Raw genomic sequence first — 25535 nt, 5'->3', positions numbered from 1 at the left:
AAGGGTTTCATCAGGGCCATCACGCAAAACATGTTGCTCAAAGGAGAACACATCATGCGTCATGTCGATTTTTCCCCTCTCTATCGCTCGACCGTCGGTTTCGACCGACTGTTCACGATGCTGGATTCGCTGGCCCAGCCCGAGGGCGGCCAGACCTATCCGCCCTACAACATCGAAAAGACCGGCGAGAACGCCTATCGCATCTCGGTCGCGGTGGCCGGCTTCTCGGACGACGAGATTTCGATCGAAGCCCATCGCAACGTGCTGACCATCAAGGGTGAGCGCAAGGAAGAGAGCGACGAGGACGGCAAGGAGCTGCTTTACCGCGGCATCGCCGCGCGCGCCTTCGAGCGCCGCTTCCAACTCGCCGACCATGTCGATGTCGAGGGCGCCGCGCTGAAGAACGGCCTTCTGTTCGTCGACCTCAAGCGCAACATTCCCGAGGAACTGAAGCCGCGCAAGATCGCGATTTCGGCGGCTCCGGCGAAAACCAAGCAGATCGAGGCCAAGGCCGCGAACTGACGCGTCTCATCCTCCCGTGAGACGAAGGCGGCGTGGGGCAACCCGCGCCGCCTTTTTGTCGCGGGCTATGCGACGAAGCCGGCGAAGCGCTCGATGTCTTCGGCCGTGGTGGCGAAGGAGGTGACGAAGCGATAGAGCATCTCGTCCGCTTCGACGATCAGGCCCTGCGGTACGGCCCAATCGTAGAAGACCGCGCCGGCTTCCTCGAGCCGTTTGGCGTTCGTCTTCTTCAGGATTACGAAAACCTCGTTGGCTTCCGGCCGCCATGCCAGCCGTGCCGTTTTCGATTGCTCGACCGCCGCCGCGAGCCTTGCTGCCATCGCGTTGGAATGACGGGCCGTCTCCAGCCACAACCCGTCGCGGAAATAGGCGTCGAACTGGGCGGCGATGAAGCGCGACTTGGAAAAGAGCTGCGCTGCGCGCTTTCGCAGGAAGGACAGTTCCCGGGCGCGGTCGAGATCGAACAGGACGACCGCCTCGGCGCACCAGCAGCCGTTCTTGGTGCCGCCGAAGGAAAGCACGTCGACGCCGCGCTTCCAGGTCATCTCGGCCGGCGAGGTGTCCAGCGCCACCAGCGCGTTGGCGAAGCGTGCGCCGTCCATGTGCAGCGGCAGCTTGTAGCGCTTGGCCAGGGCCGAAATCGCGGCGATCTGGTCGAGGCTGTAGATGGTGCCGACTTCCGTCGACTGGGTGATCGACACCGCGATGGGGCGTCCGGTGTGGACGACTTCCGGAGCGAGGCGGTCGAGCGCCCTTTCCAGTTCCGCCGGATCGATGCGGCCCGAAGCGCCGTCGACGCCATGCAGCCGCCCGCCGCCGGAAAGATATTCGAATGCCCCGCATTCGTCGGCGATCAGATGCGCCTCGCGATGGGTGAGCGCGATGCCGCCGGATTTGTTGTAGGCGGTCAGCGACAGCGCGTTGGCCGCCGTTCCCGTGGAAACAAAGAATACGGCCACCTCGCGCTCGAAGATTTCAGAAAACCGAGTGGTGACGGCCTTGTCGAGCGCACCGTCGCTATAGGCGGCCGAATAGCCGCCGGCGTGCGCGGAAAGGCCGGCGGCGATGGCTGGATGGGCGCCGGCCCAGTTGTCGGATGCGAAGAACATGCGGGATCCGTGATTGCGTTGGTGAAGGGACGCCGGACCATGGCGCTTCCTGCACAAACCGCAAGGGCCAGACGAGGCGAAAATTGCGACACCGCCGGGTGCCTGCCATCGGGCAAGATTTCGCCATACCGGCGATGCGAGCAATTTTATTTCGCGCGCGGTCGCGTTTTTTGATGAATCGGTCTTGTGTGGCCCTGCGATTTCTGCAATATCGATATAGGACAGTAATGCTGTCTTATTTAATCGCGCCCAGCCGGCCAAGATGAGCTATCATCGCGGTGCGGGGTGTGGCGCGACGTGCGGATCGCACTCTTCTCCCGGCCGAAGGCCAGCGGGATGTTCGGTGGTCCGCTCGAAGGACCGTGGTCAGTAACCTGAGCAGGTGTCGCGCTGCGACTTTGGGGGAAGAGAACCTTCCTGGCGCAGTTGGCGGCCGGCCAAACGAGGATGAAGAATATGACGGCGTTCACGCTCCCTGCGACAGACGGCCCCGCCGCGCAGAAGCGAGCGGCGACCGTCAAAACGACCGCCAGCGGCGGTGCGCTGCCCGGCCTGCCGGCAGCCCAGGGCCTCTACGACCCGCGCAACGAACACGACGCCTGCGGCGTCGGCTTCATCGCTCAGATGAAGGGCGTGAAGTCGCATAGAATAGTCGAAGACGGTCTGGCAATGCTGGAGAACCTGACGCATCGCGGCGCCGTCGGCGCCGATCCGCTGATGGGCGACGGCGCCGGCCTTCTGGTGCAGGTTCCCGACCGCTTCTTCCGCGAGGAGATGGCAAAGCAGGGCATCGAATTGCCGCCACCCGGCCAATACGGCGTCGGCCACTGGTTCATGCCGCAGGATGCGGCGTTGCGTGCCCATATCGACGAGATCATCCGCGAATCGGCCGCTTCGGAGGGCCTGCCGCTGATCGGCTTCCGCGACGTGCCGGTCGACAATTCCTCGTTGTCGAAGGCGCCGGATATCGCCGCCGCCGAGCCGTTCCACCGGCAGGTGTTCATCGGCCGCACCGCCGACATTGACGACGACGAAGAGTACGAAGCCCGGCTCTACCTGCTGCGCAAGGTCATTTCCGGCCGCATCTATGCCGAGAACGACAACAAGGACGTCGGCGCCTATTGCGTGTCGCTGTCGGCGCGCACCATCGTCTACAAGGGCATGTTCCTCGCCTATCAGGTCGGCGCCTACTACAAGGACCTCGCCGATCCGCGCTTCGAGACGGCGCTGGTGCTGGTCCACCAGCGCTTTTCCACCAACACCTTCCCGTCGTGGAAGCTGGCGCATCCCTACCGCATGGTCGCCCATAACGGCGAGATCAACACGGTGCGCGGCAACAACAACTGGATGGCGGCGCGCCAGGCCTCGGTCGATTCGGAACTGTTCGGCAACAACATCTCCAAGCTGTGGCCGATCTCCTACGAGGGCCAATCCGACACCGCCTGCTTCGACAACGCGCTCGAATTCCTGTTCCAGGGCGGCTACACGCTGGCCCACGCCATGATGATGCTGATCCCGGAAGCCTGGGCCGGCAACAAGCTCATGGACGAGGACCGCAAGGCCTTCTACGAATACCATGCCGCATTGATGGAGCCGTGGGACGGGCCGGCGGCGGTGTGCTTCACCGACGGCCGCCAGATCGGCGCGACGCTCGACCGCAACGGCCTGCGCCCCGCGCGCTACATCGTCACCGACGACGACCGCGTCATCCTCGCCTCTGAAGCCGGCGCACTGCCGGTCGAGGAAAAGCACATCGTCGCCAAGTGGCGCCTGCAGCCGGGCAAGATGCTGCTGATCGACCTCGCCAAGGGCCGCATCATCTCCGACGAGGAGATCAAGGCCGAGATCGCCGGCAAGCACCCCTACAGGAAGTGGCTCGCCAACACCCAGCTTATCCTGGAGGACCTGAACCCCGTCGAGGCGCGCGCGCTGCGCAAGGACGTGACGCTGCTCGACCGTCAGCAGGCCTTCGGCTACACGCAGGAAGACCTGAAGCTTTTGATGTCGCCCATGGCGACCACCGGCCAGGAGGCGGTCGGCTCGATGGGCACCGACACGCCGATCTCGGCGATGTCGGACCAGACGAAGCTGCTCTACACCTATTTCAAGCAGAACTTCGCGCAGGTGACCAACCCGCCGATCGACCCGATCCGCGAGGAACTGGTGATGAGCCTCGTCTCCTTCATCGGGCCGCGTCCGAACATCTTCGACCTTGTCGGCTCCTCGCGCCGCAAGCGGCTGGAGGTGCGCCAGCCGATCCTCACCAATGCCGATCTCGAGAAGATCCGTTCCATCGGCCACACCGAGGAACGCTTCGACACCAAGACCATCGACATCACCTATGCCGCGACCGAGGGCTCGGAAGGCATGCCGGCGGCCATCGAGCGTCTGTGCGAGCGGGCCGAGGCTGCGGTGGCCGGCGGCTACAACATCATCATCCTGTCCGACCGCCAGATCGGGCCGGACCGCATCGACATCCCGACGCTGCTGGCGACGGCGGCCGTGCATCATCACCTGATCCGCAAGGGATTGCGCACGGCAGTCGGGCTTGTGGTGGAATCTGGCGAGCCGCGCGAGGTGCATCATTTCTGCTGCCTCGCCGGCTATGGCGCGGAGGCGATCAATCCTTATCTGGCCTTCGACACGCTGATCGACATGCACCGGCGTGGCGACTTTCCGCCCGAGGTTGACGCGCACGAGGTTGTCACCCGCTACATCAAGTCCATCGGCAAGGGCATCCTCAAGGTCATGTCCAAGATGGGCATCTCGACCTACCAGTCCTATTGCGGCGCGCAGATCTTCGATGCCGTCGGGCTGAAGTCGGAATTCGTCGACAAGTATTTCACCGGCACCGCCACGCTGATCGAAGGCGTCGGGCTCGAGCAGCTTGCCACCGAGACGGTGCAGCGCCACCACCGCGCCTTCGGCAACGACCCGGTGCTGGCGGGCAGCCTCGACGTCGGCGGCGAATATATGTTCCGCATGCGTGGCGAGGCGCATATGTGGTCGCCGGATGCGGTCGCCACCCTGCAGCATGCCGTGCGCAAGGGCTCATGGGCGACGTTCAAGGAATACTCCGCCCAGATCGACGACGAGACGGCGCGCGCACAGACCATTCGCGGCCTGTTCAAGCTCAAGCTGGCGGGGGAAACCGGCCGCCAGCCGGTTGCGCTTGAAAAGGTCATGCCGGCGGCCGAGATCGTCAGGCGCTTCTCCACCGGCGCCATGTCGTTCGGATCGATTTCACGCGAGGCGCACACGACGCTGGCGCGCGCCATGAACGCCATCGGCGGCAAGTCGAACACCGGCGAGGGCGGCGAGGAGCCGGACCGCTACCTGCCGCTGCCGGGCGGTGGGGCGAACCCCGAGCGTTCGGCCATCAAGCAGGTGGCGTCGGGCCGCTTCGGCGTGACGGCGGAATACCTCGTCAACTCCGACATGATGCAGATCAAGGTGGCCCAGGGCGCGAAGCCCGGCGAGGGCGGCCAGTTGCCCGGCCACAAGGTCGACGCCACCATCGCCAAGACGCGGCATTCGACGCCGGGCGTCGGCCTGATCTCGCCGCCGCCGCATCATGACATCTATTCGATCGAGGACCTGGCGCAGCTCATCTACGACCTGAAGAACGTCAATCCGGCCGGCGACGTGTCGGTCAAGCTGGTGTCGGAAGTCGGCGTCGGCACGGTTGCCGCCGGCGTCGCCAAGGCGCGCGCCGACCACATCACCATTTCCGGCTACGATGGCGGCACCGGCGCATCGCCGCTGACCTCGCTCAAGCATGCCGGCTCGCCGTGGGAGATGGGCCTTGCCGAGACGCACCAGACGCTGGTGCTGAACGGCTTGCGGTCGCGCGTGGCGCTGCAGGTGGACGGCGGGTTGCGCACCGGCCGTGATGTCGTCATCGGTGCTCTGCTCGGCGCCGACGAGTTCGGCTTCTCGACCGCGCCGCTGATCGCGGCCGGCTGCATCATGATGCGCAAGTGCCATCTCAACACCTGCCCGGTCGGCGTTGCCACACAGGACCCGGTGCTGCGCAAGCGCTTCAAGGGCCAGCCCGAGCACGTCATCAACTTCTTCTTCTACGTGGCGGAGGAGGTGCGCGAGCTTTTGGCAGCGATGGGCTTCACCCATCTCGACCAGATCGTCGGCAACACCGACCTGTTGGAAAAGCGCGCCGTCGTCGAGCACTGGAAGGCGAGGGGCCTCGATTTCTCGAAGCTGTTCTTCAAGCCGGACGCGCCGCCGCAGGCGACGCACTGGACCGAGCGGCAGAAGCATCCCATCGACGACGTGCTCGACCGCAGGCTGATCGAGCAGGCGAAGCCGGCGCTGGAAGCGCGCCAGCCGGTCGAGATCGAGGTGCCGATCCGCAACGTCGACCGTTCCACCGGCGCCATGCTGGCTGGCGAGGTCGCCAAGCGCTTCCGCCACAAGGGCCTGCGTGAGGATACCATCAAGGTGAAGCTGACCGGCACGGCCGGGCAGTCCTTCGGCGCCTTCCTGACGCGCGGCGTCTCCTTCGACCTGGTGGGGGCCGCCAACGACTACGTCGCCAAGGGCCTGTCGGGCGGGCGCATCGTCATCCGCCCGCCGGAGGAAGCGAAGATCGTCGCCGAGAACTCGATCATCGTCGGCAACACCGTGCTCTACGGCGCCATCGAGGGCGAGTGCTATTTCCGCGGTGTCGCCGGCGAGCGTTTCGCCGTGCGCAATTCCGGCGCCGTGGCGGTGGTCGAAGGCGTCGGCGACCACGGTTGCGAATACATGACCGGCGGCATCGTCGTCGTCATCGGCCAGACGGGGCGCAACTTCGCCGCCGGCATGTCGGGCGGCGTCGCCTATGTGCTGGACGAGGCGGGCGACTTCGCCAAGCGCTGCAACATGGCCATGGTCGAACTGGAGCCGGTTCCGGAAGAAGACGACCTGATGGAGAAGCTTCTGCATCACGGCGGCGACATCGACCACAAGGGCCGCGTCGACGTCTCCGACGACATGACCAGCCATGACGAGGAGCGGCTCTACCAACTCATCTCCAACCATGTGCATTTCACCGGCTCGACCAGGGGCAAGGAGATCCTCGACGACTGGGCGACCTACCGGCCGAAATTCCGCAAGGTGATGCCGGTCGAGTACCGCCGGGCGCTACAGGAAATGGAGCGCGCCCGCATGAGCGTGGCGGCGGAGTAGGCTTCCTTGAACGGCGAGAAGGTTTGGCATATGTTCTGGCATATGCCAAATGGAGGCGCGCATGAATGCTCATGACAAGGACGTTCGCACGGCGAGCCTGTTTCGCAACGGGCGTAGCCAGGCCGTGAGAATACCGAAGGAGTTCGAATTTGAAGGAGACGAGGTTCTTATCAGTCGCGACGATACGGGCAAGCTGACGATTGAGCCGGTCAGGAAGAAGCCGACGCTGCTGGAAGTGCTGGCGACGCTGGAGCCTCTGGCGCCGGAAGACCGATTCCCGGAAATCGATGACAGCGACCTGCTGCCGTTGGACGACGTGAAGCTGTGACGCTTTATCTGTTGGACACGAACGCAGTGTCGAACCTGGCGGATGAGCCGGCCGGACCGATTGCTCGGCATATCGGCAAGGTCGGGCCAGAAAACGTTGCCACCAGCATCATTGTCAACGGGGAGATCGAATTCGGGCTGGAGTTGAAGCAAAGCAAGCGACTCAGGGCTCAGATGGAGCAAGTGTTTTCGGTCTTGCCGATCTTGCCCTTTGAGTACCCGGCGGATCGCCACTACGGGGCTTTGCGGGCAGAGCTCAAGCGACGAGGCCGTCCGATCGGACCGAACGACCTGCTGATCGCAGCACATGCATTGGCTTTGGACGCCACTCTCGTTACGGCGAATGTTGGGGAGTTTTCCCGCGTCCCGGGCCTCAAGATCGAGAACTGGCTGCGGTCGCAGCCTTGAACGAATACCAGGTTGGAACGAACATGGGCAAGGTAACAGGTTTTCTCGAGATCGACCGGCAGGTGCCGAAGTACCAGCCGGCTTCAGACCGCATCCGTCATTTCCGCGAATTCACCTTGCCGATGTCGGACAAGGAAGTGGAAAAGCAGGCGGCGCGCTGCATGGATTGCGGCGTGCCTTATTGCCACGGGCCGACCGGTTGCCCGGTGCACAACCAGATCCCGGACTGGAACGACCTCGTCTACAACGGCAACTGGGACGCGGCGATCCGCAACCTGCACTCGACCAACAATTTCCCCGAATTCACCGGCCGCATCTGCCCCGCGCCCTGTGAGGAAGCCTGCACGCTGAACCTCGAGGACATCCCCGTCGCCATCAAGACGGTGGAGCAGGCGCTGGCCGACAAGGCCTACGAGACCGGCTACATTCGCCCCTATCCGCCGCAGGCGAAGACCGGCAAGCGGGTTGCCATCATCGGCTCCGGCCCGGCCGGCATGGCGGCGGCCCAGCAGCTCGGCCGCACCGGTCACGAGGTGCATGTCTACGAGCGCGAGAGCCGGCCCGGCGGGCTGATGCGCTACGGCATTCCCGACTTCAAGATCGAGAAGCACTACATCGACCGGCGCGTCGAACAGATGCAGGGCGAGGGCGTGACCTTCTTCTGCGGCGTCAATGTCGGCGTCGACAGGAAGGTCGACGAACTTCTGGCCGAATACGACGCCGTTCTCTATTGCGGCGGCTCCGAAACGCCGCGTCCGGCCGGCATTCCCGGCGACGACCTGGAAGGCGTGCACGATGCCATGCCCTATCTGGTCCAGCAGAACAAGCGCGTCGGCGGCGAGGACATTGTGTCCGTCGCATGGCCGGCAGCACCCATCCTTGCCGGCGGCCAGCATGTCGTCGTCGTCGGCGGCGGCGACACCGCTTCCGACTGTGTCGGCACCGCCTTCCGCCAGGGCGCGGTGCGCGTGACCCAGCTCGATATCCGCCCGCAGCCGCCCGAGAGGGAGGACAAGCTGACGGTCTGGCCCTATTGGGCGACCAAGATGCGCACGTCCTCCAGCCAGGCCGAGGGCGCGGAGCGCGAATTCCAGGTGGCGACGCTGGAATTCATCGGCGAGGAAGGGCAGTTGACCGGCGTCAAGTGCTGCGAAGTCGACGAGAAGCGCAAGCCCGTTCCCGGCACCGAGTTCGTCATCCGCGCCGATCTCGCTTTCATCGCCATCGGCTTCGCCGGCCCGCTGGAAGGCGGGCTGGTCAAGGAACTCGAAGGCCGGATGGACATCGCCACCGACGCACGCCGGTCGCGCAACGTGGCGGCGAACGACCGCGATTATCGCACCAGCGTGGACAGGCTGTGGGCCGCCGGCGACGTGCGGCGCGGCCAGTCGCTCGTCGTCTGGGCAATCCGCGAGGGCCGACAGGCGGCGCGGGCCATCGACGAGGCCTTGATGGGCTCCACCCTCCTGCCGCGCTGAGCGCCTGTCCCGACTGGACGGCTTACAGCGGACTCCAGATCGGCGAACCGGGCCTTACGGCGTGATCGCCGTCGTCTTATCGCCGGCGGTCGCGGCGGTTGCCGGTTGCGCCTTCGGCGGCCAGGAGAAATCGTCGGCGCGGCCGGGCGACGCTTCCGACGCCACGCCTTCGACGAGCAGCTTTTCGCCGGGCAGTTTCTCGCCGGGCGCCTGCGTGGCTGGCGTGGCCGCCGGTGCGGAGCCGAGCAGTTCGCCGCCTCCATCCAGCGCCGGATCGCTGAGGAGCATGGGCGGCGTGCGGTCGACGGCGGCAGGGGCCGCCGGCGGCATCGGGCCGGTGACCGCCGGCTGGCCGGCCGGCGCCGACAACGTGCCGGTGCCCGAGGGGTCGCCCAATCCGAGAATCTTGAGCAACGGCTTTTCGGCGTAGAAGGCGATCTTCGCCTTGCCGGCGCGCGTCATGTTGATGCCGTCGTCGGAGCGCAGGCGCACCGGCTGGCCGTTGATGTCGGGACCGGTCGAAACGAAGGCGCCGTTCTCGTCGACGAAACCGTCCCAGATGTCGACGAACTCGCCGCCCGCCTTGTCGGCGACGGAGCGGTAGATGTCGTTGAAGGCCAGCATGTCCGACGTCATCTTGCTGATCTTGAAAGACGGCATGCCGACCCACAGGAACGGTACCTTGCCGGCCTTGACGCCCGTGGCGAGGGCTTCGGCGCGCTGCTCGTACTGTTTGGTCCAGGCATCGCTGCGCGGCTGTTCGCGATTGTCGCCGACCTGCATCGACTGCCGGTCGTTGGAGCCGAGCATGACGACGACCGCCACGGGCTTCTCGGTTTCCAGCACGTCCTTGATCGAGGCCGGCCAGTCGTAGAAGTCGTCGCGCACCAGGCCGGACGAGCCCTTGGCGCGATCGGCGATGCGGATGGAAGGGTTCTCGGCGAAGACCGTCTCCAGTCCTTCGGCGAGGCCGCTGGCCATGAAGTCGCCGATCACCAGAACGGTGCGGGCGTCCGGCGCCTTCTCGACGACCGGTATTTCAGGCTCGGCCTTGCGCGTCACCGGCTTGGATCGCGTCTTCTTCTTCGGCTTCTGGATTTCAACCGGCGGTTCGATGCGCTCGCGCCGGCGCGGGAACAGGAGATCGCGCAGCGACCAGCCCTGATCCTGGGCCAGAACCGGCGTCTGCGCGACGGCAAGGACGGCTGCCGCAAGCACGGCGACGGCGACGAGCATGAGCGACACATGCCGCAGAACCCCGCCGATGCGCCTTGCCGAGATCAAGCATCCGCTCCATGGTTCAGGCCTGAAGTGCGCGCCAGGCCGTCTTCATCGGCTACTTCTTGCGCAGCCATTTCAGCACTTCCATGCTGGGGTAACCGGTCTGGGTCAAGCCCATCTGCGCCTGGAAGGACATGATGGCGGCCTTCGAGCCGCTGCCGATCTTGCCGTCGAACTTGCCGTCGTAGAGACCGTGCTGGGAAAGCCGCTGCTGCAATTCCTGCTTTTCCTCGAAGCTGAGCTTGGTGAACGGCCGGTTCCAGTCGCGCACCAGCCCACCATAACCGGCGATCTCGTCGGCAAGAAGGCCGACGGCGAGGGCATACTTGTCGGAGTTGTTGTAGCGCTTGATGACCGAGAAGTTCTTGATGACCAGGAAGGCCGGCCCCTCGCGGCCGCCGGGCAGTTTCAGTTCCGCCCTGTCGGACGTGTTCCTGAACGGCTTGCCGTTGGCGCGGGTGAAGCCGAGCTGCTGCCATTTGGCGATCGACATCGAGCCTGCGGGAAATTTCCCGCCTCCCGGCAAGGTCACTTCATAGCCCCAGGTGCGCCCCGCCTGCCAGCCGTTCTTGCGCAGAAGGTTGGCGGCGGTGGCCAGCGCGTCGGGGATCGAATTCCAGATGTCGCGCCTGCCGTTGCCGTCCATGTCGACGCCATAGGCCTGGTAGCTGGTGGGGATGAACTGCGTGTGGCCCATGGCGCCCGCCCACGAGCCTTGCAGGTGGCTCTCGTCGATATCGCCGGTCTGCAGGATCTTCAGGGCGGCGACGAGCTGTGTGCGGGCATATTTGGCGCGCTTCTTGTCGGCATAGGCCAGCGTCGCCAGCGAGCGCACCACCGAGCGCATGACGTCATCGCGCTTGAGGATCTCGCCATAATTGGATTCCATCGACCAGATGGCCAGCAGCGTGTAACGGTCGACGCCGTAACGGCTTTCGATGCGATCCAGCCACGGCTTCCACTTCGCCGCCATGGCGCGGCCGGTGGCGATCGACTCGTCGTGGACGCGATTGTCGAAATAATCCCAGGCCGGCGCCTTGAATTCGGGCTGCGTGCGGGCCTTCTCGATCACTTCCGGATCGGGGGCGCTGATGCCGCGGAAAGCGCGGTCGTAGATGGCGCCGGACACGCCGCTGGAGACGGCGGTGGCGCGGAAGCTGGCGACCCAGTGGCGGAAGCCGGCGTCGGCGAAGGCCGGGCCTGCGGGCAGCAAGAGCGCCACTGAGAGGCCGGCGGCCGCAAACAGCCCGGCCATGCGGCTGGTGACGGTGCGAACGGTCATCTTTTCCTCCTTACATCGTCGCAGGAAGGTCATTCATCGCCGAACCCGGTTAGGAATTGGTTTACCATGCGCCGCCCTGGGAACGAAAAAGCAACTTGAAGCTTGTAGGTTTCGCTCGCGCCGGATTCCGATACACCTCGATTCCGGCGTCAAAATGTCCCACTATGGGGTGGCTGCGCACCATCCAATGGAAAGTCGCATCATGAGAAAAGTTCGCAAGGCAGTCTTCCCGGTCGCCGGCCTCGGCACACGCTTCCTTCCCGCCACCAAGGCGATCCCGAAGGAGATGCTGACGGTCGTCGACAAGCCCGTCATCCAGTATGTGGTGGACGAGGCGCGCGAAGCCGGCATCGAGCATTTCATCTTCGTCACCGGCCGCAACAAGGCCGTCATCGAGGACCATTTCGACGTCCAGTTCGAGCTCTACGACACGCTGGCGCAGCGCGGGAAGGGCGACCAGCTCGACCGCCTGCAACGCCTGCAGCCGTCGCCGGGACAGACCAGCTTCACCCGCCAGCAGGTACCGCTCGGCCTTGGCCATGCGGTGTGGTGCGCGCGCGAACTGGTCGGCGACGAGCCCTTCGCGCTGCTTCTGCCCGACATGATCATGCAGTCGGAAAAGAGCTGCACGCGCGACATGGTCGAGCTCTACGAGCAGACGGGCGACAACATCATCGCCGTGCAGGAGTGCGATCCGGCGGAAGCGCATAAATACGGCATCGTCGGGCGCGGCGAGGCCGCCCATACCGGTTTCCGCATCACCGAGATGGTGGAGAAGCCGAAACCGGGCACGGCGCCGTCCAATCTCTTCATCAACGGACGCTATATCCTGCAGCCGGAGATATTCTCCATCCTGGAAAGCCAGGAGAAGGGCACCGGCAACGAGATCCAGCTCACCGACGCCATGCTGAAGCTGCGGCAGAAGCAATCCTTCTATGGCTACCACTACCAGGGGCGCACATTCGACTGCGGTTCGCCGGAAGGCTTCATCGAGGCCAACGTCGCTTTCGCGCTGTGGCGCAAGGACATCAACCAGGGCATGGCCGGCGTCATCCGCGGCCTGCTCGACGAGTTCGAGCCGCTGCTGCGCCGCGCCGCGGGGTGATCGCTCGCCTGCGTCAGGCAGGCAAGGGGCTGTTCCGTCAGAAGTGGAGCCGCGTCAGCGCTGCACCTTGATGCCGGCGAAGATGCTGGCCTCGTCGTAATCGCGGCCGGGCAGGCTCGACGTCTGCTTTTCGTAGCGGGCCTTGGTGCTCAGGCCGACATAGCGGTTGAGCCACCATGTCAGGCCTGCCTCGGCGCTCAGGATCAGGTCGTGGTCGCTGGAACCGGCATAGTCGCGCCAGGCGGCGCCGAGCGATGCATTGGCGGTTAGGTCCTCGCGGATACGACGTTCTCCCGTCAGCTGACCGGAATAGAGCAGATCGCCGGTTTCGCCGGGCGTCGTCGTGCCTTCGATCGTGGTGTTGCCGAGCAGGCCGATGGTGGTGCCGCGTTCGGGCGACCATTTGAAGTCGGCATTGATCGAGGCGCCGGAAACCGCCGCCAGCCGGTTGTCGTCGGGGTTCTCGCTCAACCAGCCGGCCGAGATTTCGCCGTTCAGCTTCTCGCCGAGGTCGAGTTCGGTTCCGGCGCGGATGCCCAGCCGGTCGGCCGAGCGCGCGTAGCCGCTGGCATCGACGCGCTGGTCGTAGATCCGGCGCCCGACCTCCAGTTCCGCGAACGGCGTCAGGGCGGGAGAAATCTCGTAACCGCCGCGCAGCGTCGTGGTGTAGAGCGTTTCGTTGCGGTCTTTCTGCGAAAGCACGCCGCCGCCCAGGAGGTCGGCGTCGCCGTAGGTGTCGCGTTGAGCAGCACCCGTCAGGCCGAAGCGCAGCTTGCCGATATCCTTGGCGATGGCCAGGCTGCCGTCCAGCGACTGGCGCGACGGTTGCGAGGCGACATCGCCGATGACGACGGGCGAAGACGCCGATTCGGGCGCGATTTCATAACCGGCCTTGGCGGTGGCCCGCCATTCGTGATCGAGATCGAGGTTGAGCGTCCCGTCGATGCGGCCGCGCGCGTCGTCCAGGCTTTCGCCCGAAAGGCTTTCGCGGAAGGTGCCGGATGCGTCGATCGTCGCCGAGTTCGACACCCAGTCCGACGTGGCGTTGAGGCGCAGCGTCGTTTCCGACAGGATGGCGGAGCTGCCGCCGGGGCCGCCGCTGGCATTGGTGGTGGCCGTCAATCCCTGCTCGATCGAGGGCCTCAGCACGAAACTGCCGAAGGGGATGCCGACCGGCGCGAAAGGGTCGTCGTCCGGCCTCATCTGGCCGCCTTCGATCGAGCCGGTCCTTTCGGTGCGCGGATCGAGGGGCTGGCGGTCGTCGGCGTCGACGCTGCGGGCCCGCCGGTTGGTCGGTTCGGGCGCCGCATCGGGATCGGCCGTCGCCGCGCGCGTCCTCGCCGGTGTGGTCGCCGTCGTCTGGTCATCGGTCCCGTTCGGGCGCGGGGGGGCCGGAACGGCTGGAACAAGCGACGCTGCACCGGTGTCGGTGCCGTCGTCGACGGGGATGGCATCGGCATCGTCGCTCCCGGCCGGATCGGTTGCCTCCGGCACGGCGCCCGGACTGACGGGCTGATAGGTCGGCATCGCGGTCGCGGTCTGGCTCGGCGCGTTCGCGGTGGCAGGCCGAACCCCGTTCGTTGCCGCCGGGCGCCTGGCGGCGCCGGTGTTCAGAAGTGTCGGATCGGTCGCGGAGGTATTCGTGCCCGCCTGTTGTGCCGCAAGCGGAAGGGGACAAAGGAGCACGGCCGTGCCAGCCGCCAGAAGCAGCGCACGCGCGGCCTTTCGGCCTCTGCGTGGTCCTTGTAGGGGCTGGGCATGCGACATCGTCACCTCGGCGGCGCGCGCGCGCCATGCTTACCGGACCGTAAATGGGGATGGTTAACGGAGCGTTGAGGAGGTGTCTCTCAGGCGGCTGGCCGAGGCGATTGCATTGGACAAAGCGGGGCCGAAGCAGTAAGCGCGTCGTCATGTTTGCGGGAGCGTCGATGAACAGGAAACCCGACCGGCAGGCCTCCATCGCCTCGGCCTTGCGAACGGTGTCCACCGAGCAGGCCGGCCTTGCCATGTTGTCGCAGGCCCTGGCCGACGGGCTGGCCGAGCCGTTCGCCGATGCGGTCGAGATGATCGCCGGCATCCGTGGCCGCGTCATCGTCACCGGCGTCGGCAAAAGCGGCCATATCGGCTCCAAGATCGCCGCGACGCTCGCCTCCACCGGCACGCCGGCCTTCTTCGTCCATCCGGTCGAGGCCAACCATGGCGACCTCGGCATGATCACGCCGGACGACGCCATTCTTGCCATGTCATGGTCGGGCGAGAGCGCGGAACTGCGCGGCATCGTCGGCTATTCGCGCCGCTTCGGCATCCCGCTGATCGCGCTGACCTCGGGCGTGAAATCGTCGCTGGCCCGCGAGGCCGATGTCGTGCTGGCGCTGCCGCATGCGCCCGAAGCCTGCCCGCACGGACTGGCGCCGACGACCTCGGCGCTGTTGCAACTGACAGTGGGCGACGCGCTGGCGATGGCGCTGCTGGAAGCGCGCGGCTTCACGCCGGAAGACTTCCTCGGCTACCACCCGGGCGGCAAGCTGGGCGCGACGCTGACGCATCTGGCCAAGGTGATGCGCACCGGCGACGACCTGCCGCTGGTACCGCTCGGCACCAAGATGCCGGAAGCGGTGATGACGCTGTCCAACAAGAAGGTCGGCTGCGTCGTCATCGTCGACGAGGCCGGCCGGCTGGCCGGCATCATCACCGACGGCGACCTGGCGCGTAACCTGCACCGCAACCTCAAGGACGTGGCGGTGGAGGAGGTGATGACGCGGACGCCCAAGACCGTTTCTCCCGACATGTCGGCGGGAGCTGCGATCGCCTATCTCAACGAGAACAAGATCGGCGCGCTCGTCGTCGTCGAAGGCGGGCGTCCCATCGGCCTGGTGCATTTCCACGATCTCTTGCGCATCGGTGCTGCGTGAGGCGGAAACCGGCTCGTCTTTGAAATTATTTGACGGTACGAATATCCGCCGCGACCCCTACGGAACCGGCTCGACCTTCAGTTCAAGGTCGGTGTCGGTGGTGCCCGTTACCCTGACGCGGGTGCCGGCCGGCAGGTCGGGACCGGAGACGCGCCATAGCGTGTCGCCGAGCTGGATGCGGCCGCGGCCTTCGCGGATCGGCTCGACAAGCGTCGCCGTGCGGCCGATCATCTGTTCGCCGCGGCGGTTGAGCAGCGGCTGGTCGCTCTCGCCCTCGCGCCGGCCGACGATCTGCTTGCCGACATAGGCCGAGACCAGCGACAGCGCCAGGAATGCGACCACCTGCACCTGCCAGATCCAGAAGCCGGCGTCCCACAGCGCCAGTGAGACGGCGCCGACGATGAGCGCCGCAATGCCGATCCACAGGAGGAAGACACCGGGAACGGCGATCTCCAGCACCAGCAGGATGAAGCCGAGCACCATCCAGTTCCACGGCCCGAGTTCGGCGAAGATGCGCTCCAGCATGGCCGGCCTCCGCGCCTACGAGGTCTCGCCGGGGCGCACCAGCGGCGGGCGCGCCGCCTGCCGCTGCGGGGTCGAGGAGCCGTCGTTCTTGAACACCTCGCGGGCGATCTCGCCGATGCCGCCCAGCGTGCCGATCAGCGAGGAGGCTTCGAGCGGCATCAGCACGATCTTGGAGTTGGTCGCCGATCCGATACGGGTCAGCGCCTCGGTGTATTTCTGCGCGACGAAGTAGTTGAGTGCCTGGGTGTCGCCCTTGGCAATGGCTTCGGAGACGACCTGAGTCGCCTTGGCCTCGGCCTCGGCCGCGCGCTCGCGCGCCTCGGCGTCGCGGAAGGCGGCCTCGCGGCGGCCTTCTGCCTCGAGGATCTGCGCCTGCTTCAGACCCTCGGCGGCAAGAATCTGCGCGCGCTTGTCGCGCTCGGCCATCATCTGGCGGGCCATCGAATCCACCAGGTTCGCCGGCGGGTTGATGTCCTTGATCTCGACGCGGGTGACCTTGATGCCCCACGGATGCGCGGCCTCGTCCACCACCCTCAGCAGCCGCTCGTTGATGGCGTCGCGGTTGGAGAGCAGCTCGTCGAGGTCCATCGAGCCCATGACGGTGCGGATGTTGGTCATGGTGAGGTTGAGCAACGCGTTCTGCAGGCCGGCCACCTGATAGGCGGCCTGCGGCGCGTTCAGCACCTGGTAGAAGGCGACGCCGTCCACCGCGACGATGGCGTTGTCCTTGGTGATGATCTCCTGGGTGGGAACGTCCAGCACCTGCTCCATCATGTTCATCTTAGCGCCGATGCGGTCGATGAAGGGAATGATCAGGTTGAGGCCGGGGCTCAGCGTCTTGGTGTAGCGACCGAAGCGCTCGACCGTGTAGTTATAGCCCTGCGGAACGGTCTTGATGCCGGTGAAAAGGATCAGCAGGACGAGAACGACAAGAACCGGAATTACCACGTCGAAGCCGGTGAAACCCATGCGTCACTCCCTCAAGGCATGTTTCCGGAAGCGAGAACCGGTTCCGGGACAAGGACATGCGTAGAATAGCGCCGGCGGCAAGGCCCATCCCGTTCGCCGATCATAAGACACTTAGGGGGGATTTTGCGGCGTTACAATCGCTGCGCCGCGTGGAATGGTCCGAGCCGACAAGCCGGCCCGCCGTCCCTCAGGCCCAGCCGGCGAGTTCGCGCCTGACCAGCGTCTCGATCACCGTCATGCCTTCGGGGCTGTCGTTGAGACAGGGGATATGGGAAAACTTCTCGCCGCCGGCGTGCAGAAATTCGTCGCGCACCTCGCGACCGATCTCATCCAGCGTCTCGATGCAATCGACCGAAAAGCCCGGATTGACGATGGCGATGCGCTTGACGCCTTCCTTCGCCAGCCGTTCCACCGTCTTGTCGGTGTAAGGCTGCAACCATTCCTGCGCGCCGAAGCGTGACTGGAAGGTGGCGATCATCTTCTTCTCGTCCCAACCGAGTTTTTCACGCAGTAGCCGCGTCGTTTCCAGACAGTGCGCGTGATAGGGGTCGCCCTTGTCGGAATAGGGTTTTGGGATGCCGTGATAGGAGGTGATGACCACCTCCGGCTCGAAGTCGAGGGTCGCAAGGTGCTTTTCGATCGAGGCGGCCAGCGCCTCGATGTATACGGGCTCGGCATAATATGGCGGCACGCTGCGCACCGCCGGTGCGCGCCGCATCTTCGCCAGCGCGCGGAAGAGCTGGTCGTTGGCGGTCGCCGTGGTGGTCGCCGAATACTGCGGATAGAGCGGGAAGGCGAGCAGGCGGTCGCAGCCTTGCGCTACCAGCCGCTCGGCAACGCTGCCGGTCGAGGGATTGCCGTAGCGCATGGCCCAGTCGACCGTGACATTCGGCAGGTCGGCCAGCGCCGGCGCAAGCTTCTCGGCCTGGGCGCGGGTAAAGGTGTGCAGCGGCGACTCGTTTTTCTCGCGGTTCCAGATGCGCGCGTAGTTGGCGCCCGATTTCTGCGGCCGCGTCGTCAGCACCAGCCCGTAGAGGATCGGATACCAGATCGCCTTGTTGAGCTCGATGATGCGCGGATCGGACAGGAATTCCCTGAGATAGCGCCACATCGGCCAGTAGTCGGTGCCGTCCGGCGTGCCGAGGTTAAGCAGCATGATGCCGACCTTGTCCTTGGCGGATGCAAGGGGCGCATCGGATGCGGCTTTTTTCGGCGCTTCGGCGACGGCGGTTCTGGCTGACGGCATTTCGGCTCTCCGGCCTGCTGGACTTGGCGGACGGTCTAACCATGTCCGCCAGCGATGCAATGCCGCGTCTGGCCGCACCTTCCGTCAGGCAAACACCCGCCCCGGTCCGAGGCGGGCGTTCGTGACTGAACCTGGGGCCTTACTTCGCCGCCGGGATCTTCAGCGTCGTGCCGACCAGCAGGCGACGCGGCTCCTGACCGGGATTGGCATCGGCGATCTTCCTCCACTTGGTGCCGTCGCCATAGTATTTCACCGCCAGATCCCAATAGGTGTCGCCCCTGGCGATGACATGGCTGGTCTCGGCGCCGGGTGCGGCCTCGGCCGGCTTTGCCGGTTCGGACGGGGCCGCTTCCGCAGGCTTGGCCGGAGGTGCCGCACCATCGGCCGGCAGGCTCGGCGGCGAGTTGGCGATGTCGTTGGAGCCGGCCGGCAGCGCCGGCATGGACGGTTCGGCAGGCGCGGCTTCCACAGGCTTGGCCGGTTCCGCCGGCTTTGCGGGTTCGGCTGCGGCATTGGCGGCGATCTCGGTGATGCGGCCCTCGACTTTCGGCGTATAGGGGCTGTGGGCGCTCAGATAGTCGGCCACGACCTGCTCCAGGCTGGGGCCGTAGTCGTAGGCGTCCTTGGCCTTTTCGGCGAAGATCTTGTAGCCGTCGCCGCCCTGGCGCACGTAGTTGTTGGTGGCGACGATATAGTCCTTGTTCTCGTCGATCGGCACCCAGTTCGAGCCGTCGGCCACCAGCACGTCGCTGATGCGGCTGCCTGGCGCCTTGGACTTGTCGAACGAATATTTCAGGCCCGCCACCTGGGCGAAGCGGCCGGCACCGTCTTCCAACTGGCTCGTCCCGTTCTCAAGTGCGGCGACGACATCCTTGCCGGCGAGCTTGAAGGTGGCGACCGTGTTCTGGAAGGGCAGCACGGTGAGCACTTCGCCCATCGTCACCTTGCCCTGGTCGATGGAGGCGCGCAGGCCGCCGCCGTTCGAGAAGACGATGGTGACGCCCTGGTCCTTGACCCGGTCGAGGATGGCGTCGGAGACGAGATTGCCCATCGAGCATTCGCGCGCGCGGCAGGTTTCGCGGCTGCCGTCTATTGCCGCCGTCGTCTCGCCGACTTCCTTGGCCTTCAGTTCCTCGATCGGCGCGCCGAGTTCCTTGATGCGGGCGAGTACCTGCGGGTCGGGCGTGATCGACTTGTCGAGGTGGATCGGATCGCCGCTCGCTTCCTTGACGACGCCGTTGTCGTCGAAAACGATCTTCACCTCGCCGAGATATTTCGAATAGGACGCCGCCTGCACCACGGGCACCTTGTAGCCGTCGGGGTTGTCCACCATCGTCGGGTAGGGGCCTTCCGCCTTCGGGTCCGTGTTGGACAGAAGCGAATGCGAGTGGCCGCCGACCACCACGTCCACGCCCGGAATCTTGGCGATGACGTCACGCTCGCGCGGATAGCCGATATGGGTGACGGCGATGATCTTGTTGACGCCCTCGGCCTTGAGCGCCTCCACCGCCGCCGTCATCGACTTCACGTCGTCCTCGATGGCGATGTTGGGGCCGGGCGAGGCGATCTCGGGCGTGTCGTTGGTGATGCCGCCGACGATGCCGATCTTCTGGCCGCCGATCTCGACGACGATGGACGGCTTGATCTTGCCGTGGGCGCCCGACTTCTCGTTGGCAATGACGTTGGCGCTGACGACCGGGAACTTCGCCTTGTCGAGATAGGGCACCAGCGCGGTCTCGCCGTCGTCGAATTCGTGGTTGCCGAGGGTGACGGCGTCGAGGCCCATCTGGTTGAGGAATTCCTCCTCCGCCGCGCCCTTGTAGGTGGTGTAGAACAGCGAGCCCTGGAAATTGTCGCCGGCGTTGAGCAGCAGCACGTTCTGGCCCTTGAGCTTGTCGCGCTCCTGACGGATGGCGGTGATCAGGCGGGCGGCGCCGCCGACGCATTCACCCTTCGTCTCCTCTTCCGCCGAACAGGTCGATTCGTACTTGTTGTTGGATTCGATGCGGCTGTGCCAGTCGTTGAAATGGAGGATGTTGAGCGTGTAGTCGGCAAAGGATGCGCCGGCCGACAGCCCGAGCGTCGAAGCCGACAGCGCGGCGATGACAGCGATCTTCTTCATTCTTCCTCTCCCGGATGAAGTCGATACAGACTTTAAGAGCCTTGTTTGACCGGAGTTCTACAGCCCGTCCCTAGGCATGTTCACACCGCGCTTTTTTCGATGCAAGCGGAATCGCGGCCGGCTCCTGCCGTCGCAGACAGCCGCTATCGGAAATAAAAAGGGCGGCGCGCGCGAAAAAGGCAGCGGACCGGAGTCCGCTGCCTTCTGTCATGCCGATGCGATTTTTCAGCCCCGGCGGGTCAGGACGAAGTTCTGTCCGGTCGCGCTGGTGCAGTTGAGCTGGCTGGTCGAGACGAGCAGGCAGTTGAAGCTGATGCCGGTCTGGCGGATCAGCGATGTGCCGGTGATCTCGACCGAGGTGGCGCCCGTCAGCCTGTAGCTGCCGTCCGCGAGCTTCTGGCCGGTGTCGGTCGCGACCGTCTGAAAGCGGCCCGCCGACAGGGTGGACAGGCCGGTGCCCTGCGCGTCGATCCATGAACCTTCGACGCCCTTGGGGGCCGCGCTTGCCGGCGGCTCGCCGGGGCCGGCGGTGGTGCAGGCGGCGAGCGCAGCCACGGCAAGGCCCGCCATGCCAAAGCCAAGCATTCTTCGCACGATGGTCATCAGGTGGAATCCTCTCCTCGGTCCGCATCCTTCAATCGCCCGATTTCCGAGCGATTGCAAGGCGTGGTTCGAGGGTGGGGATTGGTCTATCGGACGAGAATGTTGCGGAATTGCCACGGGTCCTTCTCGTCCAGGTCCTCTGCGAACAGGCCGGGGCGGCCCTCCAGCGGCGTCCAGTCGGTATAGTGGCCCTCGACCGGGCCGAGATAGGGCGACTGAACTTCGAGGCAGCGGCGATAGTCCGTCTCGTCGGCCTCGACGATGCCGGCGTTCGGATTCTCAAGCGCCCACACCATGCCGGCGAGCACGGCGGAAGACACCTGCAGGCCGGTGGCGTTCTGGTAGGGCGCCAGACGCCGCGCGTCCGCCAGCGAGAGGTGCGAGCCGAACCAGTAGGCGTTCTTCCCGTGCCCGTAGAGAAGCACGCCGAGCTCGTCGATGCCGTCGACCAGTTCGTTCTCGTCCAGCACATGCAGGACGGGCTGCGCCTTGCCGCCGGCGCCGAACATTTCGTGCAGCGACAGCACCGCGTCGTTGCAGGGGTGGTAGGCGTAGTTGCAGGTCGGCCGGTACTTCACCTTGCCGTCCTTGCCGTAGACGGTGAAGAACTCCGAAATCGAGATCGCCTCGTTGTGGGTGACGAGGAAGCCATATTGCGGCCCGGCGGACGGCACCCAGGTGCGCACGCGCGTGTTGGCCCCCGGCTGCTCCAGGAAGATCGCCGCCTGCGAGCCGTGCTTCTGCTTGCGGGCGTTCTTCGGCATCCATTTCTCGTGTGTGCCCCAGCCGAGTTCCGACGGCTGCAGTCCCTCCGAGATGAAGCCCTCGACCGACCAGGTGTTCCAGAACACGTTCATCGGCTTGGGCTTCTTGGCGCGCTGGGTATCGCGTTCGGCGATGTGGACGCCCTTGACGCCGGCTTGTCTCATCAGCTTCGCCCAGCCCTCGCGGTCGTCGGTGGCCGGCTCGGCGAATTTCAGGCCGAGGTCACGGGCGAGGTTGAGCAGCGCCTGCTTGACGAACCAGGACACCATGCCCGGATTGGCGCCGCAGGTGGAGACGGCCGTCGTGCCGCCGGGATGCTTGCGCTTTTCCGCCAGCAGCGTCTCGCGCAGCGCGTAGTTGGTGCGCGCGGCGTTGTCGGCGTCGGCGTCGAAGTAGAAGCCCAGCCACGGCTCGACCACGGTGTCGACATAGAGCGCGCCGAGCTTGCGGGTCAGCCGCATCAGGTCGACCGAACCGGTATCGACCGACAGGTTGACGCAGAAGGCCTGGCCTTCGCCGTTGGTCAGGTAGGGCGTGAGCAGGTCCTTGTAGTTGTCCTTGGTGACGGCCTCCTTGACGAAGGTAATGCCGCGTTCGTCCGCCAGCTTGCGGTTTTCCTCGCTGGGATCGATGATCACCATGCGCGACTTGTCGAACTTGAAATGGCGTTCGATGAGAGGAAGCGTTCCGCGACCGATCGAGCCGAAGCCGATCATCACGATGGGGCCGGTAATCTCACCGTAGACGGGCCATTTTTCATTCGCCATTTTTCGGGGCACTCCTTTTCGAACAAGCGGAATTACAACAAAGCCGGGCGCGGGCGCCCGGCTGGAGGCGCCTCCATACACGCTCGCCCGGATTAAAGCGAATCTACGCTGGCTGACTTCTATGCGGCAGCGGCTGCTTGCAGCCAGTTGACCAGCCGGTCGCGGTCGGCGGTGAGGCCCTTGTAGTCGAGCTGGGCGGTGTCGAGCGCCGTCAATTGAGCGGCAAAGGAGGCGGCCAGCCTCGCCTTGTCGGGATGCCTTGCCAGAACGGCCAATGGGTCGAGATGGATGCGGATGGTGAACAGCACGTCGCGCGAAACGGGCAGCTTGCGCAAGGTCTGCCGCTCGACGCGGATGAAGGCGCTGGCGTTTATCTCCCCTTCGTCGGCGAAACGCGAGGGACGGGTCGTTGCGCGGTCGTCGCGCTGGATGTTGGACAGTGGGTGGTAGAGAGCATCGCCGACCTGGATCGACCAGTTGAAGCGCTCCATCGCCTGACCCTGCAAGCCGTCGAACATGCGCGCGATCAGCTCGTCCGGGCGCGAGCCGGGGCCGAAGCCCGGCACCGGGATGTGGATGGTGTGCAGCGTCTTGCCGAACTTTTCCGTCAGCATCCAGGATGAGGGGAAGCACAGCGAGCCGGCGGCCAGCCGCCAGCCGTCGCCGCCGCGGCGCATGAGGATCAGGTCCTCCTGCACCAGAAGCGAGGCGGCCACCAGCGGAGCGTCGAGGGCGAGAGGCGGGGTGGGGGGCAGATCCCGCACAGCAGTGACCCCGTCGCCGGCTACCGCATGGGTGCGCGGGAAACGCTCGGGCAGGTGCGCCGTCAGCATATCCAGCACTTCCTGCTGGGCGGCGCGGGTGTCCGGCTCCTCGACGAAGACCTTTTCCGGCATCTCGGCATAGAGGCGGTGCTTTTCCGCGAGGTGGGCGAAAAGGTTCTCGTCGACCTCTATCCAGTCGCCAATGGCAAGCGGCTTGAGCCCGATGGTGAAGGGTTTTGAGGAACCATCGTATGGGGCATGGGCGGGAGTGGCGGCCACGTCAAAAACCTCGCTATCTGTTCCGCCGATAACTTGCCGGACGAAAAGCCGCAACGGTGCGCGGTTAGGCCAGCCGTGCCGTGATCAATCCCCGCAGCGAATTGCCGACGAGGACCGCCTTGGCCGATCTGAGGTCGTCGTAGGACAACACCGTTTCCTTGGCCTTGCCCTGATCCAGCATCTCAGCGCGCAGCACGCCTGCGAGCAGGCCGCAGTCGAGGCGCGGCGTGGCCAGCGTCGGCCCGCCGAAATCGGCGAAGAGGGTGGTGATGGTACCTTCGCAAAGTTCGCCGCGCTCGTTGGCGAGCAGCACCTCGTCGGCCTGGGTGACGAGGTATTCGGAGCGGGCGTGGGTGTAGGCCTGCCGCTGGCTGGTCTTGTGGCGAAGCAAGGGGTCGGCCGAATCGAGCCGGGAGCGGGCGAGCCGCACTGTCCAGACCTTACCGGCGGGGAGGGGTTCGTAAGGATGTGCCGCGACCGTCACCTCGCCGTTGCGCGACAAAGCGAGGCGGACGCGCAGGGTGCCAGATTGAGCGACGGCATGAGACAAGGCTTCGCCCATGCGCCGCGGATCGCAGGCGAAGCCGAGTTCGGCCGCCGAGGCGTAGAGCCTTGCCAGATGCCGCTCCAGGCGCAGGAAGCCGGCGCCCGGCTCCCAGCGCATCGTCTCGATCAGTTCGAAGTCGAGTTGTCCGCTGTCGGGGCCTGTCCCGTCGCGTAGCGCGCCTTCAAGAGGCATTCGGCGTACTCCTCTTGCGCCGTGGAATCGAAGACGACGCCGCCGCCGACATTGTAGACGGCACGGCCGCCGGGAAAGAGGGTGATCGTGCGGATGGCGACGTTGAAGCGCATGCGGCCGCCCGGCGCGATCCAGCCGATGGCGCCGCAATAGGCGTTGCGCGGCGTGCCTTCCAGTTCGCGCAGGATTTCCATGGCGCGGATCTTCGGCGCGCCAGTGATGGACCCGCAGGGAAAAAGTGCCGCGAAAATCTGCCGGATGGCCAGGCCGGGCAGAAGCTTCGCCCGCACCCGGCTCACCATCTGGTGCACGGTGGCGAAGCTTTCGATGCGGAACAGTTCCGGCACGTCGAGGCTGCCGACCTCCGAGATCAGCGAGATGTCGTTGCGCAACAGGTCGACGATCATGCGGTTCTCGGCCTGGTTCTTCGGATCGTTGCGCAGGAATTCCCTCAGCCGTTCGTCCTCTTGCGGAGTGGCGCCGCGCGGCGCGGTGCCCTTCATCGGATGCGTCTCGATCCAACCGTCGGCATCCACCTCGAAGAACAGTTCAGGCGAGCGTGACAGGATCACCGGGCCGCCGAGATCGACCAGCGCGCCGTATTTGACCTTCTGGCGCGCGACCAGCGCGTCGAAGCCTGACAGCGGGTCGCCGCTCCATCCGGCCTCGACGGGAAAGGTCAGGTTGCCCTGATAGCAGTCGCCCTGCCTGAGGTGCCGGTGCAGCGTGTCGAAGCGCTGGCGATAATCCTCGAACGACCATGTCGCGCGCACGCCATGGATCGGGCCGTTGGTGGCGGGGCGGCGGTCGGCAGGCAGGGCGTTGTCGGAGGGGCCGTCGAAGACGCCGAGCACGAGCAGCGGCACGTCGCGCCTTTCGGGAATGATCGGGACGAGCTTCGGTTCCAACAGGTAGCCGGCCTCGTAAGAAAAATAGCCGGCCAGCCAGCGGCCGGCTTCGTGTGCGCGCTGCGCTTCCTCCAGCGCGGGGAAGAAGTCCTCCGTCCGTTCCGCGACGATGATTTTGCGGGGCCGGTCGAAGAGCGTTTCTTCGCCGGAAAAATCGTCGCGGAAGAGGATGAATGGCGCGTCAGGGGAAGACATCGTCGCTCACCACGGAGACGAGAACTGTCCGCTTGTTCGCCA

At 65.5% G+C, this 25535-nt stretch carries 20 protein-coding genes; 7 read left to right on the top strand and 13 right to left on the bottom strand.

What is annotated here, in order from left to right:
- Nucleotides 1–54: 54 nt before the first annotated feature.
- Entirely contained in the window at nt 55–522 is a 468-nt protein-coding gene (locus E6C48_RS09325; protein ID WP_136356392.1) for an Hsp20 family protein, read from the top strand.
- 65 nt (nt 523–587) lie between these two features.
- Here the strand turns inward: E6C48_RS09325 and E6C48_RS09320 are convergent, their stop codons facing one another.
- Entirely contained in the window at nt 588–1631 is a 1044-nt protein-coding gene (locus E6C48_RS09320) for a threonine aldolase family protein (protein ID WP_136356391.1), read from the bottom strand.
- Between the two features lie 456 nt (nt 1632–2087).
- On the opposite strand from E6C48_RS09320, the gene gltB reads away from it, so the two are divergent.
- Genes gltB through E6C48_RS09300 form a run of 4 tightly spaced genes read left to right on the top strand, consistent with a single transcriptional unit; the run spans nt 2088 to nt 9031 of the window.
- Entirely contained in the window at nt 2088–6818 is a 4731-nt protein-coding gene (gene gltB, locus E6C48_RS09315) for a glutamate synthase large subunit (protein ID WP_136356389.1), read from the top strand.
- Nucleotides 6819–6867: 49 nt separating this feature from the next.
- The gene (locus E6C48_RS09310) at nt 6868–7146 is read left to right on the top strand and encodes an antitoxin (RefSeq protein WP_136356387.1); all 279 of its coding nucleotides are present in this window, start codon (nt 6868–6870) and stop codon (nt 7144–7146) included.
- Nucleotides 7143–7553 carry a PIN domain-containing protein gene (locus E6C48_RS09305; RefSeq protein ID WP_136356385.1) on the top strand — a complete coding sequence of 137 codons (411 nt, stop codon included), beginning with the start codon at nt 7143–7145 and terminating at the stop codon, nt 7551–7553. The genes E6C48_RS09310 and E6C48_RS09305 overlap by 4 nt, the downstream gene beginning before the upstream one ends.
- Before the next feature lie 23 nt (nt 7554–7576).
- Nucleotides 7577–9031 (top strand): glutamate synthase subunit beta, encoded by a 1455-nt coding sequence (locus tag E6C48_RS09300; protein WP_136356383.1) that lies wholly within the window; start codon nt 7577–7579, stop codon nt 9029–9031.
- 54 nt (nt 9032–9085) lie between these two features.
- Here E6C48_RS09300 and E6C48_RS09295 read toward each other — a convergent pair whose 3' ends face one another.
- Complete coding sequence (locus E6C48_RS09295; protein WP_136356381.1) at nt 9086–10315, bottom strand: SGNH/GDSL hydrolase family protein; 1230 nt, start codon at nt 10313–10315, stop codon at nt 9086–9088.
- Nucleotides 10316–10367: 52 nt separating this feature from the next.
- Nucleotides 10368–11594, bottom strand: a complete 1227-nt coding sequence (locus E6C48_RS09290; RefSeq protein WP_136356379.1) for a lytic murein transglycosylase — start codon at nt 11592–11594, stop codon at nt 10368–10370.
- 202 nt (nt 11595–11796) lie between these two features.
- On the opposite strand from E6C48_RS09290, the gene galU reads away from it, so the two are divergent.
- On the top strand, nt 11797–12699 hold the full coding sequence (gene galU, locus E6C48_RS09285; RefSeq protein WP_136356378.1) for a UTP--glucose-1-phosphate uridylyltransferase GalU: 903 nt from the start codon (nt 11797–11799) through the stop codon (nt 12697–12699).
- A gap of 54 nt (nt 12700–12753) precedes the next feature.
- Here galU and E6C48_RS09280 read toward each other — a convergent pair whose 3' ends face one another.
- The gene (locus E6C48_RS09280) at nt 12754–14226 is read right to left on the bottom strand and encodes an outer membrane beta-barrel protein (protein WP_330998594.1); all 1473 of its coding nucleotides are present in this window, start codon (nt 14224–14226) and stop codon (nt 12754–12756) included.
- Between the two features lie 383 nt (nt 14227–14609).
- Between E6C48_RS09280 and E6C48_RS09275 the strand changes: the two genes are divergently transcribed.
- Nucleotides 14610–15611 carry a KpsF/GutQ family sugar-phosphate isomerase gene (locus tag E6C48_RS09275; protein ID WP_136356374.1) on the top strand — a complete coding sequence of 334 codons (1002 nt, stop codon included), beginning with the start codon at nt 14610–14612 and terminating at the stop codon, nt 15609–15611.
- 57 nt (nt 15612–15668) lie between these two features.
- On the opposite strand, the gene E6C48_RS09270 is transcribed toward E6C48_RS09275, so the two are convergent.
- The 9 genes from E6C48_RS09270 to E6C48_RS09230 form a co-directional block, all read right to left on the bottom strand.
- Nucleotides 15669–16136, bottom strand: a complete 468-nt coding sequence (locus E6C48_RS09270) for an NfeD family protein (RefSeq protein WP_136356371.1) — start codon at nt 16134–16136, stop codon at nt 15669–15671.
- A 15-nt stretch (nt 16137–16151) separates the two neighbouring features.
- Nucleotides 16152–17105 carry an SPFH domain-containing protein gene (locus E6C48_RS09265; protein WP_136356369.1) on the bottom strand — a complete coding sequence of 318 codons (954 nt, stop codon included), beginning with the start codon at nt 17103–17105 and terminating at the stop codon, nt 16152–16154.
- A gap of 187 nt (nt 17106–17292) precedes the next feature.
- On the bottom strand, nt 17293–18351 hold the full coding sequence (gene hemH, locus E6C48_RS09260; RefSeq protein ID WP_136356367.1) for a ferrochelatase: 1059 nt from the start codon (nt 18349–18351) through the stop codon (nt 17293–17295).
- 139 nt (nt 18352–18490) lie between these two features.
- Nucleotides 18491–20473, bottom strand: a complete 1983-nt coding sequence (locus E6C48_RS09255; RefSeq protein WP_136356365.1) for a 5'-nucleotidase C-terminal domain-containing protein — start codon at nt 20471–20473, stop codon at nt 18491–18493.
- Nucleotides 20474–20698: 225 nt separating this feature from the next.
- Nucleotides 20699–21076 carry a hypothetical protein gene (locus E6C48_RS09250; protein ID WP_136356363.1) on the bottom strand — a complete coding sequence of 126 codons (378 nt, stop codon included), beginning with the start codon at nt 21074–21076 and terminating at the stop codon, nt 20699–20701.
- Nucleotides 21077–21162: 86 nt separating this feature from the next.
- Complete coding sequence (locus tag E6C48_RS09245; protein ID WP_136356361.1) at nt 21163–22608, bottom strand: homospermidine synthase; 1446 nt, start codon at nt 22606–22608, stop codon at nt 21163–21165.
- A 119-nt stretch (nt 22609–22727) separates the two neighbouring features.
- Nucleotides 22728–23651 (bottom strand): heme-dependent oxidative N-demethylase family protein, encoded by a 924-nt coding sequence (locus tag E6C48_RS09240; protein ID WP_136356359.1) that lies wholly within the window; start codon nt 23649–23651, stop codon nt 22728–22730.
- A 64-nt stretch (nt 23652–23715) separates the two neighbouring features.
- Nucleotides 23716–24390 (bottom strand): aminotransferase class IV family protein, encoded by a 675-nt coding sequence (locus E6C48_RS09235; RefSeq protein WP_136356357.1) that lies wholly within the window; start codon nt 24388–24390, stop codon nt 23716–23718.
- The gene (locus E6C48_RS09230; protein WP_136356355.1) at nt 24324–25493 is read right to left on the bottom strand and encodes an aminodeoxychorismate synthase component I; all 1170 of its coding nucleotides are present in this window, start codon (nt 25491–25493) and stop codon (nt 24324–24326) included. The genes E6C48_RS09235 and E6C48_RS09230 overlap by 67 nt, the downstream gene beginning before the upstream one ends.
- Between the last annotated feature and the right edge of the window lie 42 nt (nt 25494–25535).

This window comes from Ollibium composti (genome assembly GCF_004801285.1).
GTDB lineage: Bacteria > Pseudomonadota > Alphaproteobacteria > Rhizobiales > Rhizobiaceae > Mesorhizobium > Mesorhizobium composti.
Note: the sequence above shows the minus strand (reverse complement) of the source record. Positions and strands in the feature narration are given on the sequence as shown.